General features: G+C 40.6%; 12 protein-coding genes. 3 read left to right on the top strand and 9 right to left on the bottom strand.

Features of this window, described 5'->3' with window-relative positions:
- Positions 1–105: 105 nt before the first annotated feature.
- From F1E73_RS03775 to F1E73_RS03740, 8 genes are all read right to left on the bottom strand, one after another.
- Entirely contained in the window at positions 106–1,512 is a 1,407-nt protein-coding gene (locus tag F1E73_RS03775) for an efflux transporter outer membrane subunit (protein ID WP_150451129.1), read from the bottom strand.
- A gap of 4 nt (positions 1,513–1,516) precedes the next feature.
- The gene (locus F1E73_RS03770; protein WP_086476932.1) at positions 1,517–4,660 is read right to left on the bottom strand and encodes an efflux RND transporter permease subunit; all 3,144 of its coding nucleotides are present in this window, start codon (positions 4,658–4,660) and stop codon (positions 1,517–1,519) included.
- 21 nt (positions 4,661–4,681) lie between these two features.
- A complete protein-coding gene (locus F1E73_RS03765) occupies positions 4,682–5,812 on the bottom strand; it encodes an efflux RND transporter periplasmic adaptor subunit (protein WP_086476933.1) in 1,131 nt (376 codons plus the stop codon).
- Positions 5,813–6,039: 227 nt separating this feature from the next.
- Positions 6,040–6,525 carry a GbsR/MarR family transcriptional regulator gene (locus tag F1E73_RS03760; protein ID WP_086476934.1) on the bottom strand — a complete coding sequence of 162 codons (486 nt, stop codon included), beginning with the start codon at positions 6,523–6,525 and terminating at the stop codon, positions 6,040–6,042.
- 180 nt (positions 6,526–6,705) lie between these two features.
- Positions 6,706–7,602, bottom strand: a complete 897-nt coding sequence (locus tag F1E73_RS03755) for a DMT family transporter (protein WP_086476935.1) — start codon at positions 7,600–7,602, stop codon at positions 6,706–6,708.
- Between the two features lie 115 nt (positions 7,603–7,717).
- A complete protein-coding gene (locus tag F1E73_RS03750) occupies positions 7,718–8,548 on the bottom strand; it encodes an META domain-containing protein (protein WP_086476936.1) in 831 nt (276 codons plus the stop codon).
- Between the two features lie 225 nt (positions 8,549–8,773).
- Positions 8,774–9,262: a GbsR/MarR family transcriptional regulator gene (locus F1E73_RS03745; RefSeq protein WP_150451128.1), complete on the bottom strand. Its 489-nt coding sequence runs from the start codon at positions 9,260–9,262 to the stop codon at positions 8,774–8,776.
- 261 nt (positions 9,263–9,523) lie between these two features.
- The gene (locus F1E73_RS03740; RefSeq protein WP_150451127.1) at positions 9,524–10,027 is read right to left on the bottom strand and encodes a GreA/GreB family elongation factor; all 504 of its coding nucleotides are present in this window, start codon (positions 10,025–10,027) and stop codon (positions 9,524–9,526) included.
- Positions 10,028–10,389: 362 nt separating this feature from the next.
- Here F1E73_RS03740 and F1E73_RS03735 point away from each other — a divergent pair, with 362 nt between their 5' ends.
- The gene (locus tag F1E73_RS03735; RefSeq protein ID WP_140157739.1) at positions 10,390–11,208 is read left to right on the top strand and encodes an HAEPLYID family protein; all 819 of its coding nucleotides are present in this window, start codon (positions 10,390–10,392) and stop codon (positions 11,206–11,208) included.
- Positions 11,209–11,316: 108 nt separating this feature from the next.
- Here F1E73_RS03735 and F1E73_RS03730 read toward each other — a convergent pair whose 3' ends face one another.
- Complete coding sequence (locus F1E73_RS03730) at positions 11,317–12,156, bottom strand: helix-turn-helix domain-containing protein (protein WP_150451126.1); 840 nt, start codon at positions 12,154–12,156, stop codon at positions 11,317–11,319.
- A gap of 237 nt (positions 12,157–12,393) precedes the next feature.
- Here F1E73_RS03730 and F1E73_RS03725 point away from each other — a divergent pair, with 237 nt between their 5' ends.
- Positions 12,394–13,593, top strand: coding sequence for a CynX/NimT family MFS transporter (locus tag F1E73_RS03725; RefSeq protein ID WP_150451125.1), 1,200 nt, complete (start codon positions 12,394–12,396; stop codon positions 13,591–13,593).
- A 171-nt stretch (positions 13,594–13,764) separates the two neighbouring features.
- Positions 13,765–15,348 carry an arylsulfatase gene (locus F1E73_RS03720; RefSeq protein WP_150451124.1) on the top strand — a complete coding sequence of 528 codons (1,584 nt, stop codon included), beginning with the start codon at positions 13,765–13,767 and terminating at the stop codon, positions 15,346–15,348.
- The last annotated feature ends 140 nt before the right edge of the window (positions 15,349–15,488 follow it).

The raw sequence follows: 15,488 nt of genomic DNA, 5'->3' as shown, positions 1-15,488 counted from the left end.
ATTATCTGTTTTTGAATGGCCAAAAGGTACTTTTGGCCATTACATCCTAATCTATTTATCCCATCAGCACAACACCGTTTTTTGAAGTACTAAGTACCCTAAAACTTAATTCCAACCGCCGCCCAAGGCCTTATATAAATCTACCACAGATTGCAACTGTCCATTTCGTGTATTTGCCAGATCTAAGCTGGAATTCAAGGTGTTTTCCTGGGCTCTTAGCACCTCTAGATAATTAGCCAATCCATTGTTCAATAATTCTTGTGAATACTCCGCAGCCATGGCATAGGCTTCATATTCTTTTTCTTTTATGGCGATTTTCTCCGTTGCCAAATTATAGGAAAACATGGCATCGGAAACTTCTTTGCTAGCAGTAAGTACGGCCTGTTTAAAATTTAAACTAGCCATTTCCTGCTGTGCCTTAGACACTTCATATTGGGTGCGGATTTTTCTTCCATTTAAAATAGGCTGCGCAAGCCCCCCTACCAAATTGGCAAAAAGGGAATTAGCACTGAACAGTTGGTCAAAATTCAGGCTCTGAAATCCTCCTGTAGCCGAAAGGGTTAGGGATGGATAGAAATTACTCCTTGCCACATTGCTAAGCTCAAAGGCCTTTCGCAATTCCAATTCGGCCACCATAACATCCGGACGGTTGCTCAATAACTGCGCAGGTACCCCAATAACCAATGCTGTAGAAATCTCCTGATCTGCCAACACAGTCCTTTCCTTGGCTTTAGGCGTTTCCCCTAGTAGCACGGATAGCGTGTTTTCTAATAAGTATGCCTGATTTTTAAGGTCGACCAATATCGCTTTAGCGGTATGAAGCTGTGCCTCTGTCTGTTTCACCCCCACTTGGGAAACCTGTCCCGATTCCATCAATGCTTTAGTAGTTTCCAAGCTGTTTTTACGAGTAGCTATGGTTTGCTTTGTAAGGGTCATCTGCTCGTCTACGGTAAGCAATTGATAATATACGGATGCAATGTTCGCTATAAGTCGGGACTTTACAGCCTGATGAGCGGCTACCGTCTGTAGGTAAGAAGCTTCAGAAGCTCTCTTATTACTTCGGATCTTGCCCCAAATATCTGCCTCCCATGCCAAGCTTCCTGTAAGTTCGTACTGATCTTGTGAACTACCTACAAGGGCTCCCATAGGACTGTTTTTTGACAATTCCTGATGAATATACCCTGCATTGGCGGAAAATGTTGGCAAATAGCCCGCTTTCCCTTGCTTTAGGATTGCCTCTGCAGCAACAATTTGCTGCAAGGCTACCCGGATGTCCATATTATTGTGCAGTCCCTGCTCTATATACTGTGTAAGTATAGGATCTGTAAAGAGATCTCTCCAAGATACCTCCGCTATGCTTACACTATCCTGAGCAATTTGATCTGTTCTAAACGCGGCTTCCTCAATAATAGCCTGGTCTGATTGTACATAATCCTTTGCGGAAAAACAGGATACCAATAGTACTGGCATACTGGCGATAATTAAATACTTTGTTAAATGTGATGTTCTCATATGTTTAAACTTCTTCTGTAATTTCCAAAACTTCATTTTTTGACTTTCTGCCTACTTTTTCCTGTAACCACTGGAATAGGATAAATAGAATAGGAATCACAAAAACTCCCAACACAGTACCTATCAACAATCCTCCAACCGCTCCAGTTCCTATGGCTCGGTTACCCTCGGCCCCCACACCTGAGGCCAATACCAACGGCAGCAGTCCAAAGATAAAGGCGAAGGAAGTCATTAAAATTGGTCGTAACCTTGCTTTAGCAGCATCTATGGCAGAATTTACGATGGTTTCTCCCCTTCTTCTTCTTTGAATAGCGAACTCCACAATTAAGATAGCATTCTTTGCCAGCAACCCGATTAACATAATTAAGGCAATCTGGAAGTAGATATTATTTTCCAGCCCTGCGAATTTGGTGGATATAAAGGCCCCGAAAATTCCCAATGGTAAGGAAAACAACACGGCAAAGGGCAATAGATAACTCTCGTATTGGGCACTTAACAAGAAGTAAACAAAAACGATTACCAAAATTAATATAATAGTGGTTTGGTTACCTGCATTGATCTCTTCTCTAGTAAGTCCGGAATAGGCCGTACTGAAATTTGCTGGAAGCTCCGCTGCTACCTCTTCTACCGCAGTAATTGCATCTCCTGTGCTAAACCCAGGATTTACCGCTGCAGTTACCTTCGTTGAGTTAAAGAGGTTAAAACGTGTTACCGACTGTGGACCATACACCCGCTCTACACTTACAAACTGTGTAATGGGCGCCATTTCCCCGCTTTTAGTTTTCACATAAAGACTGTTTAGATCTTGCTTTTGGGCCCTACTCTCGGGCAGGGATTGAATATAAACCCTGTACTGTTTCCCGAAACGGGAGAAGTCTGCCGCATAAATACTTCCTATATACCCCTGAAGGGTATTGAAAATGCTGTTTATATTGACCCCATAATCCTTTGCCAAGGGCACGTTGATATCCAATTTATACTGAGGATATTGCGTACTGAAGGACGACTGGGCATACATAAGTTCGGGCCTTTGCATCAACTTCCCTATAAATTCTTTATTCACTTGATCTAACTCACTAAAATCCCCACCAGATAGGTCCAGTAGATTCACTTCCACTCCCGAAGAATTTCCAAAACCAGGAATACTTGGGGGTGAGAAGAATATTATTTTAGCATCGGAAACAGTGGCGGCGATACCAAACAGCTTTCCGGTAATGGCCTTGGTAGACAGGTCATCAGTAGGTCTGTCCTTCCAATCGTCCAATTTAATAAACCCTAAGCCATAGTTATTACCTGCTCCGTTAATTAAACTAATTCCGTTAATGAGGGTAACACTATTTACTCCAGGTAAATCTTTTATTTTACCATATATTTCACGGTTTACTTCGGCCGTTCTATCTATGGAGGCCCCTGGTGGCAATTCTATGTTCACAAACACCAACCCTCTATCCTCATCCGGTACAAATCCAGATGGCGTGGTGTTAGAAGCCCATACGATCCCCGCAACAGAAACTATAAGAATAGCTCCCGTGATCCATTTATGACGGTATAAAAATCCGAGCGATTTCCCATAGCGTTTTACAGTAGCATCAAAGCCTAGGTTAAAGGCATGGAAAAACCGCTGTAGGAATGTTTTTTTCTTTTCTTCCTCTGTGTGGGGCTTTAATAATAGCGCACATAATGCCGGACTTAAAGTAAGGGCATTAACCGCAGAAATTAAGATGGCCACGATTAGCGTAATCCCAAACTGCTCATAGAATACCCCGGTAGGCCCTGTGATAAAAGTTACAGGTACAAAAACTGCAGCCATGACTAGGGTGATAGATATAATAGCTCCGGTTATTTCGCCCATAGCCTCTATGGTGGCTTTTTCCATATCCTTGGCACCCTCGTCTATTTTGGCGTGGACTGCTTCTACCACTACAATGGCATCATCTACCACAATACCGATGGCTAGTAACAGTGCAAACAGCGTTAACAGGTTAATAGAATAACCAAAAAGATTTAAGAAAAAGAAGGTACCTATAATGGATACTGGTACGGCAATAGCCGGAATTAAGGTGGATCTAAAATCCTGCAAGAAAATAAAGACCACCACAAAAACTAGTAAAAAGGCTTCTATAAAAGTTTTTATCACTTTGTTGACGGAAGCATTTAAAAACTCGTTGGTATCATAAGGAATTACATAGCTGATGCCATCGGGGAATCCTTTTTCCAATGTCTTGAGTTCTGTTTTAATCTCCTCAATGATCTTTTGGGCATCGGAACCAGGAGTTTGATAAATGGCCATAGCCACACTAGGATTTCCGTCGGTTTTGGCGCTACTGGAGTACGATTGCGCATCCAACTCAATGGTTGCCACATCCTTTAATCGGAGGTACTGTCCATCCCCTAGGGCCTTGATCACAATATTTCCATATTCCGCTTCGGTTCTATAGCGACCGTCATAGGTAATTACATAGGAGAATGCCTCTCCATGATTTTCACCAATGGTTCCTGCTGCCGCTTCCTGACTCTGTTCGTTTATAGCCTGATTAATATCGGAAGGCGATAATCCATAAGCCGCCATTTTGTTGGGCTGCAACCACACTCTCATCGCGTAATCCTTACTTCCAAATACGTTTACATCCCCTACTCCATCTACCCGTTGAAAGGCTGGTACTACATTAATCTTTAGGTAATTCTGCAAGAAAACATCGTTGTACTCTTCAGAATCGGTATAAAAACTAATGAACATTAGGGCGCTGGTCTGTTGCTTTTGGGTAAGCACCCCCGTCTGCCTTACCGCTTGGGGCAGCAAGGGATTTGCCCGGGCAACACGGTTTTGCACGTTTACCGCCGCAATATCTGGATCTACATCCTGTTTAAAATATACGGTGATGGCCGCGGTTCCGTTATTGGTGGCCGTAGAGGTGAGATAGGTCATCCCCTCTACCCCATTAATCTGTTCTTCTATGGGAATTATTACACTTTCCAATATGGTAGCCGCAGAGGCTCCAGGATAGCTTGCTGTAACCTGAATGGTAGGTGGGGCAATATCCGGATATTGGGTTACGGAAAGGGAACTTAATCCCAGCAATCCCAAAATTACTATGATTACGGAAATTACCGTAGATAGTACAGGACGGGTGATAAAAGTCTTGATCATGCTTTCTCTGTCTTATGAATTTTAATTTCTAAACTCCGTTTTTCTTAACTGTGCCACCTGGTCAAAGTCTACTTTCTGTGGCGTTATGGGGCTTCCGTTTCTTAATTTACCCACCCCTTTGGCAACAATGGTCTCCCCTTCTACGAGGCCCGATTCTAAGATGTACATAGGTCCAGCATTACCTTTTACCGCAATGGCTTTGGCGCTAACCGTATTATCTTCTGAAACGGTATAAACAAAAGTCTTCTCCTGTTGTTCAAAAGTAGCCTCTTGTGGAACCACCAAGGTGTTCTCAAAAACAGTGGGAATTTGAATGGTACCGCTATTACCATTGGTTAACAATGCGGCATCATTATTAAAAAGTGCCCTAAAGCTAACAGTTCCCGTATTGGGGTTTATTTGGGAATTAATAGTTTCGATCTTCCCTTTTTGATTAAACTCCCTTCCGTTGGCCAGTAAGAGAGTTACTTCTGGAAGGTTTGCAATCTTCTCTTCCTTGGTAGTCCCAGCAGCATTTTGTAAAAAGTCTAAATATGCCTTCTCATTCATGGAAAAATACGCGTAGACTTTACTAATGTTGGAAACGGTAGTTAAGGGAATTTGATTGGTAGGACTTACCAAAGCTCCCGTACGAAAGCGTATAGACCCCACATAACCGTCTACCGGACTTACTATGGTAGCATAGCCAATATTGGCTTCAATACTATTATACGCACTTTTGGCTTGCTGTAATTTAGCTTTCGCGGTTTCCAATTGCACCTGACTAATAATATTTTTAGCCACCAATGGCTTCAATTTATTTACTTCTACCTCAGCAGCAACAACGTTTGCTTTTGCCGCTGCAGCATCCTGAGTCATGGATTGGGTTTCCAATCTAAAAAGAGGCTGGCCCTTCTTAACTTTTTCGCCTTCATCTACCAGTACCTCAGTAATATATCCGGATATCTTGGCGCGGACTTCACTATTGACAATACCCTCTATTTTAGTAGGATAATTGGTGTAAGAAGTAACGGTTTTGATAGGAACCTCCATAACAGGAAAGGGAAGTGCAGCCATGGCCGCTGTTCCGGGTTGTCCCGATTTATCGCTTCCGCAAGAAGCTAAGAAAGTTAATATTAAAATGGGAATGGCAGATTTAAAAGTTGTTTTCATTTGTAGATATTTATTGATTTATAACGGTCATACCAGCCCGACTAGGTCGTTCTGGCGGGTGCGATTCGCATATCTTCATTCGCATTTGACCGCCAGAATGAATCTTTCGGGCTGGCGACCAGATTTCGGACATGCTCATTTCATTTGTTGAATAATTGATTCTTTGTTTAAACTAAGATGGTAGTCCGAATTAGTTTGGACTATCAATTTTGTGTGATTTGAAGTGATTATTGTTGATTTTGGAATTGCTCTATTTCGTTTATTTTGAGTCGAGTGGAATTTAATTGTTCTTCCAAGTATTCCTGAAATAAACCACCCACGAATAGGGTGTCATTAAATTTTTCTGAATTGTTATGTTGGTAGAAGTCTTTAATTTTACGTACAATATCCAACTCCTTAAGAAGCATACTTTCGTATTGCTTTATTGCACTGCCCACATAATTATTTGTAGTTTTAAAATAACGCTTCCTGTCCCCTATTTTGGTGTAATAATCCAAATACCCCAATTGCAACAGGACATTAATATTACTAGAAACAGAACTTTTACAAGCTGCAGTAAGCGCTATAATCTCATCAAATGTTAATCCATTACCGAAGGAAAGTAAGGTTGTGGCATATATGCGCGCAGCTAAAGGTGCCAAACCAGCCCTTTCCTCTAAATTAAGTCCTATTTCTTCTATCAGTACGTCCTTTTTTGGAATTACCTCTTTCATCTCATTATAATTATCGGACAAAATTACGATTAGTTCGTAAACTTACGAACCAATAAAATTTAATGTTTTGTTAAATTTAACGGAAGGAATAATTCGACCCTTATCTATTAACAATCAACTCATTACACAACAGTACATAGTTGCAGAATTTCTAAAAGGGAAATCAAAAGGGCTTAATTACTATACAGTAGAACCAGCTGATTGTTTACTTTTACCAATCAGATAGATTCCGACAAGAATCAACAATCCGCCTAACATATACCATACGGTAAACTTTTCACCATCTAAAAGTCCCCATATAACGGCTACTAAGGGAAGTAAATAAGTTACGGTACTGGCAAATACCGGAGAGGTATTCTGTATAAGCCTATAGTATAGCACCATAGCAATGGCGGTACCCATAATAGTTAAAATTGCCAAGTATCCCACAGCTTCATAGGCTTCTGGGGTAGCTTGAAAGTTTTGGAAAATACCGGATAAGATTAGGATGAGAAAAGAAGGAAGCATCCATACCGTAAAAACAGCACTAGATAGCTGCAGAGGGGGAAGATTCTGTAATTTTTCTTTTATAATTAGGGCACTCACAGCATAACTAGCCGTAGCCAAAACCACTAGAAAAGCATAAAATAATTGGGAGTCTTCCGTACTTGTTTCCGAGAAGTACATTAGGCTGGCCGCTCCTAAAAAGCCAATTATTGCACCCACAAATTGGATATACCTGCTGCGGATCCCAAAGAATATAAATCCGAAAACCAAAACAAACACTGGGACTAGTGAATCCAGTATTCCTGCCAAGGAACTACTCACCTTTGTTTGCGCCAAGGGAAAAAGGAACATTGGCAAGAAATTTCCGAAAAAACCGGTCACAATCACCCAAAACAGCACTTTTTTAGACATTTTTCTCAATGCTGGAATCCCCAAGTAAGCCATAATAAGGCCCGAGACACCTACACGAATGGCACCAATCTCATAGGGTGAAAATACTAAGAGCGACTTTTTAATTAAGATAAAAGAACTCCCCCAGGTCAGTGCTATTACGATGAGGAGAAACCATTTGTTATCGATTAATTTTCCCATAATCCGCAAAGTTAAAAAGCAATTGCTCCATGCAATTGCTTTTTAAAAATATTTATATTTTAATTAGAATCAAGTAAGTTAAACTCCTGATTAATTGCAGGTTGATAAACCAAGCTTAATCAAAATAAACCGCCTCAAAAACTGCCAAAGGAGCCCTTCTTCCCACATTAAGCATCAAGGTATCACCGTTTATGGTATAGTTATCCGCTAACTCCAACACCTTTAGAAATTCTGATTCGTTAAACGGAACATCGGGACAAGCCTTAAGAGTAGCTAATACTTGGGAAAATCTAATGCGATTCCCTTCTTCGAGGGTATATCCCCCTTGAAAAGTATTACAACCTGCAAAACCAGTAACCCTGTTTTCATTTGCCTTAAGAATAAAATAAATCTCACGTTCTTGATTATCGGCCATCTTCACTTCCTTACCTTCCAAGGTTTTCAATTTCCAATATTTTTCTGTGATAAGATCTTTTTGCACCGCTGCTTTTTTAAAAACTGCCAAGGGTGCCCTTCTTCCCACATTTAACCTAAGCGTGGTACCATCAAAGGTATAGTTATCGGCAAGTTTAAATACTTCCAATACCTGTGACTCATCTATAGTCTGATCTGGACAAGCCATACGAGTTACCCCCATTTCACTAAAGCGAATCCTATTTCCCTCTGCTAGAGTAAAACTCCCAAAACCTGAATTACATCCAAAATATCCGCTAAAAGTATTATCCTCACCGTTTAGTGTGAATCGGACATTTCTATCATGTGCTTGGTCTAGAGCCACTTTTTCCCCTTCTAGTTCTGTAAGGATCCATTCTGTATTAGTTATTTCTGACTGTACTTCCATTTTACTTTCATTGTTTGGAGCCGATTCACCAGCAATATTTTTCTGGGTATTACAGCTTATGGTACTAAGGACAATGCTTAAAACAGCTATCATTTTTATTTTCATGACTTCAGTAGTTGTGTTTTTGAATTAAATTCTCCACAAACTTACACTTTAGTTCGCTTCATTAAGAACTAATCGAAATAATGTTTTGTTAAATTTTATTCACTAAGTGCAGGTTGAATGCTCCCCGTTCCACTCAGGATGGCGTTAACTATTCAAAGTAGTTTTCGTCCCATGCTCAATGGGCTTGCCCAGAGGTAAGTGATTGGTAGCTAATAAATATAGGGGTTATTGTTCTTGACCGTCTAGGAAGTGGGTCATTTTCTTTAACGTAAGTTCCACGAGCTCTTGTTGGGCCTTTGTATACTCTTGCATAATGGTGCCCATAGATTTTTCGTTCACAAATTTCTCGGGATAATGCGATAGATTATAATCGTTAATTTTAGAGATAAGTTCTACTTCCCTATTCAATGTCTGTGCGTATTGCTGTAAATAGTTTTTTTGAAAGTACCTAGCTATTTTAAAAAACCGTTTTCTATTCCCTGGCTTGGTAAAGTACTCTACATATTTTAATTGGGTAAGTACATTAAGATTAATGGAGGTAGAACTCTTACTTGCTCCCAAAGCATCTCTAATCTCTTCGAAGGAGAGTCCGTCATAGGATGATAATGTTAACAGACCGTAGATCCTTGCCGCCAGCGGGGAAACCCCCATGCGTTCACTAAATCCAATACCTATTTCTTCTATAAGCTGTTTTTTCTCCTCTGAAAGATTCAAACTAATTGTGGTTTTTTAAAATTCTGCCCGAAAGTAATAATTATATGCCTCAAGTTATTGAAAATTGTAAGAATACCGACAATTAATCCTTTGGAATCCCCTTTTTAATGAGGAAAGTATAGCCAAAGATCTGTGCCACCTTAAAAATTTCTCAGGATTAAAAGTAGTCAAGAAAAGAATTGCAGTGATAAGGCATCATCCCCCAGTATCTTTATCTTTATGTTTCCAGTCCAATTAGCCAATAGGTTTCCTCTGGGGATATTAAACGTAACTAATTTCCAATATTTCAAAAACCCGTTCTTCCTTTGCTAACTTTAAAATGGCCTTCTCCCCTACCTTTTTCTGGATTAAGGTCCTAGCCAAAGGAGCGATAAATGCAATCTTACCCTTTGTTATGTCTGCTTCATCCACGCCCACTATTTGGAACCTTTGAGTTTTGTTAGTCGCCTTTATCTTTAAACTCACAGTTGCGCCAAACCTAACCTCTTCCTTGGGCTGATCTTCTAAAGGGATTATTTTAGCGGTTGCAATTCTATTGTTCAACAACTGAAGTTTTGCATTGATATGGTTTACGGCAATCCTACGCTCGTTTTCATTTTCACTTTCTACCATTCCCAATTCTCCCATAAGTACTTCCTTTTCTTCCAACAATGCATTCATACCCACCTGAGTTACATAGTTGGTAGTCCCTTCAGGTAAATGCGCCCTTGGAGGCACTATTGGAATTTCTTCCTGATCTTCTTCTTTAACAAAACCCCTGCTCATTTTATTATTTTTATTGTGAAATGTAATTACCTAGGCCATACCTACTACATAAACAGCCAACCACAGTTTATAGATTTTTAATTAGACAAACAAATATTCTCGTGAATATGCATTTGTCCAGCGAGATTTCTTTTGGACTAATAGGGGTAGTTTTCAGGGATAAATCATGGAAGAAGGATTGTTTTATAAGGAAGTTTAAGACAATACATATAGTAAGACTATAGAAATACCCGGCTTGTTAAAAACGCAATTTTTAACTATTTCCAATGGTGAAAAATCACTATCTTTAAGGAATATATCACATATCCTCTCCCAAACACGATATATAGCACTTTAACTACATAACCAAAAATTAGACATCTATGATGAAAGTAGCTTATATTAAATATGGGATGCTACTCGTTGGTTTACTATTTCTAAGCCTAAATGGGATTGCGCAAACAGAGACTGAGCCAGAGCTCCCCGTAAAAGTACACCATATAGAGCCACTTTTTATAGATTTGGTTCGTGATCTTGGAGCTAGGAAAGGAGAAAAGGAGCTTAATTTGGGGGCCGATTTTGCCAACACAAGTACCTTTAGTCAGTTTGACGTTTTAGCCGAGTATGAATTTGCGCCCATTCACCGATTAGGCCTCGAATTTGAAGTGGGTTTTTCTTTTTTTGATGGATATGGCGATAATAAGAATATTCCAAAAAACAAGATGGAAGCCCTAAAACTTTCGGCACAATACTCCTTTTACGTATCGCCCAAACATAAGACCACCTTGGCTCTCGGATATGCACAAATATTTGAGCTTACAGATTTTAGCAGTTATGACAGCAGCCTGTTTGTTAAGGAGATAGTATACAGTCCTTTTTTCATTGCAGCCAAAGGATTAGGCCAACAGCTACATGCATTAATTTTTACCGGTCCCCTTTTTAAACATGAATTAGGTACCGATGTTACCCATGTGGATTGGCAGCTAAATACCTCATTTCATTATGAAATTCCAAATACTTCCCATTTCCTAGGGATAGAATTCAATAAAGAATGGATTCATGGTGAGTTGGAAATGACCATGCGTCCCCAAGCAAAACTGCAGATTAATGAGGACTTGGCCTTAGGGATCGTTACCGGATTTCCCATTACCAAAAGTGAGGAAAAGTTTAGTTCCTTTTTTAGGGTCATCTACGAATTATAAGCTTTATTTAGAAAATATTATTGAGACACCCTTGGGATGGTCGTAACTACCACTAGCTATTTTGCCAAGTAATTTAGGTAAAACGGATGTTTGGTGGAACGATAGTATCTAATTGGGTATTTCCGTTGGACTAATTCCAAACTTGTTTTTAAAGGCTGTACTGAAATTAGATAGGTTATTATACCCTATTTCCATATAAATATCTGAAGGGGATAACTCCCCCTCCTGCAGCAGGTCCTTCGCTTTTTGCAGTCGTTTATCCTGAAGCCACTTTCCTGGCGCTACCTCATATTCCATCTTAAAGTGGCGTTTAAAGGTAGAAAGACTCATATTGCATAAAAAGGCGATTTCTTCCAATTTTAAATTTGAATACACATTACTCTCCACTACCTTTTTAAAGGAGGACACTTCCTTGCTGATCAATGAGTGCAGGTAATACTCAAACTTATCCCCGTATTTATTGAGTAGATACAGCATAATTTCTTCAAATTTCAGATTTAATAAGGTATCCCCTGATCTGTGCGAAGTTTTACAAATCACGGCCAAGGTTTTTAGGTAAGAGGCGATGTACGCATCATTTTCAATCACAAAATAAGGCACCTTTTCCTGATAGGGTTCTACATCATTGGTGTATTTACTTAAGAATTGACGTAGTTTAGTTTCGAAAAAAAAGAAAAGTTTGCAATAATAAATGGCTTCCATATCTAACAATTCGGTCCATAGCCAATTTCCTTTTTTAAGTAGTAACGACTGCTGTTGATTAACGGCAACTGCTGTATCCGCAAAGTGCACCTGCTTTTTCCCCACTTGTAGGAAACTGAACATATTCATACTTAAATTGACCTTGCTCTTTACCACATCACTGGTCATCTTAAACTCGTGCACAAAAAGGTCTGTAGTGGTGTTAGATTCGCCAATATATATCTCAGGTATGTTCTCTATGGACATTGGAAGCTGCTATTTCTTATAAAAGTACGTTAATCTAAAGTGGTATAAAACTTAATCTGTAAAATACCTGATGATTCACCTGGAGCAATTAAGAGATTCATTGGTTAAATATCCCAATTAGGAAAACTTCCAAATTCGTTGAACTCTGGTGGGCCAAATAATACAGCTGCAGGAAGATATCCTCCTTATGTTTGCTTATTTTTACGTTTCGCATAGCTTTAAATTATTAATAACTCCATGCCAGTAACCAAGCCCACAAAAAAGGAAAAATCGTTTAGCCGTAATGATATTTTATTGATTATTGGCATCCTTTTTATTGCTATTAACCTACGGCCTGCCCTTGCCAGTGTTGGGCCGTTGGTAAGCCACATACGGACTGCTACCGGTCTTTCCAGTTCTATGTTGGGTTTGTTAACCACCCTGCCTTTAATTGCCTTTGGGGTAGTCTCTTCCCTCACCCCATTGTTTACAAGGCGTTTTGGCATTGCTGGCACCTTGTTTGGAGCCTTGTTCCTATTGGCCATTGGCATAGGAATTAGGTCTATACCAGGAATTTTACCCCTTTATTTAGGGACGCTACTGTTTGGAATTGCCATCGCTTTTGGAAATGTACTACTGCCTAGTCTCACAAAGCGGAATTTCTCTACCAGATCTGGTTTTGTTACCAGCCTTTACTCTAGCGTTATGGCCATTGGAGCCTCCTTAGCCGCCGGGGTAAGCGTTCCTTTGGCAGACGGCACAAATTTAGGTTGGAGAGGTTCCTTAGCTGTATGGGCCATCTTGGCTGTAATTGGTTTCCTATTATGGATTCCCCAACTTTCGAGGATAGGAATCTCGGACCAAAAACGAAGTTATAGAGCCGCTATGAAGGCGCTGGGAAAAGCCCCAAAAGCCTGGAAAATCGCTTTTTTTATGGGCTTGCAATCCCTCACTTTTTATGTAATTCTAGCATGGCTCCCAGCCATGGTACAAAGTAGAGGGTACGATGCCGATTATGCCGGATGGATGCTCTCTCTTTCCCAGGCAACGGGAATTATTGGCTCTATAATTATTCCCTTGTGGGCCGGTAAACGAAAAGACCAACGCCATATTGTAATTGTTTTAATGCTAGTGGAAATTATTGGGGTGTTGGGATTATTGCTACCTACACTGGGCTTTATTGCCCTATGGGTATCCTTGATTGGGTTTGTTCTAGGGGGCACTTTTGGCTTGGCCCTTCTTTTTATAGTTTTAAGATCCAAAGATTCCGATACCGCCACGGAATTGTCTGGTATGGCGCAATCCATTGGATACGTGATTGCAGCTACCGGCCCCATTGTTTTTGGCAGCCTGTACGACTTTACCGGTGGATGGACCACCTCCTTACTACTTCTACTTGTGATCATCGTGCTTAAAATGTATATGGGAATAGGAGCTGGAAAACCGGGCAAGATTTAGGGACTCAAGTCCTATGTCTCTAAGCGGTGATCCTCTCTTTAATTTAGGGGAAGACTCAATCCGTCATTGAATTCTTCCCGTGGACGCTATAAGGCACCTACTTAAAAATCTACAGCTACTGTTCTTTGGGATTTTCTATCTTTATCCAAATAGTATCTTATAAGTAATTCAATGACCAAGCATTCACCTTCTTATACTTCAGGGAAGCTCTTTTCCCATGACACCTCCATTTTTTACCTTTTACCCCTTTTACTGATTCTTTTAAGCTGTTCAGAGCCCGTAGAACATGCGCAACCCAACATCATATTAATTTCGGTGGATGACATGGGGTGGTCCGACCTAGGGTCTTACGGCGGAGAAATAAATACTCCAAATTTAGACCAACTTGCCCAAGGTGGAATGCGATTCAGGAGTTTTTACAATGCAGGGAAATGTTTCCCCTCTAGGGCCGCAATGCTTACCGGTGTATACGCACAGGATTGCGGCTATGATAAAACCCATACCAACCCCATCCGCAACGCGGTAACTTTGGGAGAGGTTTTGCAGGAGGCAGGCTATGCCACTTATTTCTCTGGCAAACACCATGGAATGGAAAATCCTTATGACAGGGGGTTTCAACGGTTTTACGGATTAATAGACGGAGCTTTCAATCATTTTAATCCAGGGAAGCAGAGAGAAGGGGAACCAAAACCGGCTCAAAAAAGAAATGATCGGCAATGGGGCATAGATAGCACCGTATTAAGACCCTATACACCTAAGGAACGCGATTTCTATTCCACCGATTACTTTACCAACTATGCCCTGGAATTTTTGAACAGTCCTCGCAAAAAAGACGAACCCTTCTTTCTCTACCTCTCCTATACCGCGCCACACGACCCACTAATGGCTTGGCCAGAGGACATAGCAAAATACAAGGGGAAATACGATCTGGGCTATGAACAGGTTAGACAAAGAAGATTTGAAAACCAAAAACAACTTGGACTATTGGGTGAGCAAGTAACCCTCTCTGCTCCTACCCATCAAAAATGGGAAAACCTGTCTCCCGAGGAACAGGCGTATGAGGCTTCCGTTATGGAAGTATATGCGGCCATGATAGATAGGATAGATCAAAACATAGGGAAACTTTTAAATAAGCTAGAACAATTAAATGCCTTAGACAACACCTTAATTCTATTTGTGTCGGACAATGGCGCTTCGGCAGAGGTGGTAAACCTAAAGGATGACGATGATACTGCGGCACTTGGCTCTATGGCCAGGTGGACCTCCCTACGGGGCGACTGGGCCAATGTAGCCAACACCCCTTTTAGGCACTACAAAAACTACAATAACGAAGGGGGCATAAACAGCCCTCTAATTGCCTACTGGCCTAAAAAAATAAAACCCAACACCTTTACGGACTATCCAGGACATTTTATAGATTTTATGGCTACCTTTCTAGAGGTCTCCGGGGCCCACTATCCTCAGAATTATAATGGACAGCGAATAACACCCCTACGGGGCAAAAGTTTATTGCCGGTCTTTAATAATCCCAAGCTAACCCGTACTGGTCCCCTATTCTGGCAGTGGAGGGAAAGTGAGGCCATGCGCTTGGACCAATGGAAAATAGTCCGCCATCAAAAAAACGCCCCTTGGGAATTATATAATATGGCCCATGACCCAACGGAAATTTACAATAATGCATTGGAAAACCAAGAGAAGGTGAAAGAACTCGCTACTATGTATGGAGAATGGATATCCCAATATGTTAATGAATGACAACTTTTTAGCAAAATCGAGGTGGCGATTAGGGATTTGATTTCCTTGAATTTAGCAAGAGTCCCCTTGTAAATACAGCAGTATAGGATGGTTATTAAAAGATAAAAATAAATACTCAAGCCTAATTAAATTCTAAAGAA

Origin of the sequence: Arenibacter lacus (assembly GCF_008711145.1) — a bacterium.
Taxonomy (GTDB): domain Bacteria; phylum Bacteroidota; class Bacteroidia; order Flavobacteriales; family Flavobacteriaceae; genus Arenibacter; species Arenibacter amylolyticus.
This window is presented reverse-complemented; position numbering and strand designations above follow the sequence as displayed.

Coding starts and splice junctions, on each gene's coding strand:
- F1E73_RS03775 (WP_150451129.1), bottom strand. CDS start 1,512: ATGAGAACATCACATTTAACAAAGTATTTAATTATCGCCAGTATGCCA.
- F1E73_RS03770 (WP_086476932.1), bottom strand. CDS start 4,660: ATGATCAAGACTTTTATCACCCGTCCTGTACTATCTACGGTAATTTCC.
- F1E73_RS03765 (WP_086476933.1), bottom strand. CDS start 5,812: ATGAAAACAACTTTTAAATCTGCCATTCCCATTTTAATATTAACTTTC.
- F1E73_RS03760 (WP_086476934.1), bottom strand. CDS start 6,525: ATGAAAGAGGTAATTCCAAAAAAGGACGTACTGATAGAAGAAATAGGA.
- F1E73_RS03755 (WP_086476935.1), bottom strand. CDS start 7,602: ATGGGAAAATTAATCGATAACAAATGGTTTCTCCTCATCGTAATAGCA.
- F1E73_RS03750 (WP_086476936.1), bottom strand. CDS start 8,548: ATGAAAATAAAAATGATAGCTGTTTTAAGCATTGTCCTTAGTACCATA.
- F1E73_RS03740 (WP_150451127.1), bottom strand. CDS start 10,027: ATGAGCAGGGGTTTTGTTAAAGAAGAAGATCAGGAAGAAATTCCAATA.
- F1E73_RS03735 (WP_140157739.1), top strand. CDS start 10,390: ATGATGAAAGTAGCTTATATTAAATATGGGATGCTACTCGTTGGTTTA.
- F1E73_RS03730 (WP_150451126.1), bottom strand. CDS start 12,156: ATGTCCATAGAGAACATACCTGAGATATATATTGGCGAATCTAACACC.
- F1E73_RS03725 (WP_150451125.1), top strand. CDS start 12,394: ATGCCAGTAACCAAGCCCACAAAAAAGGAAAAATCGTTTAGCCGTAAT.
- F1E73_RS03720 (WP_150451124.1), top strand. CDS start 13,765: ATGACCAAGCATTCACCTTCTTATACTTCAGGGAAGCTCTTTTCCCAT.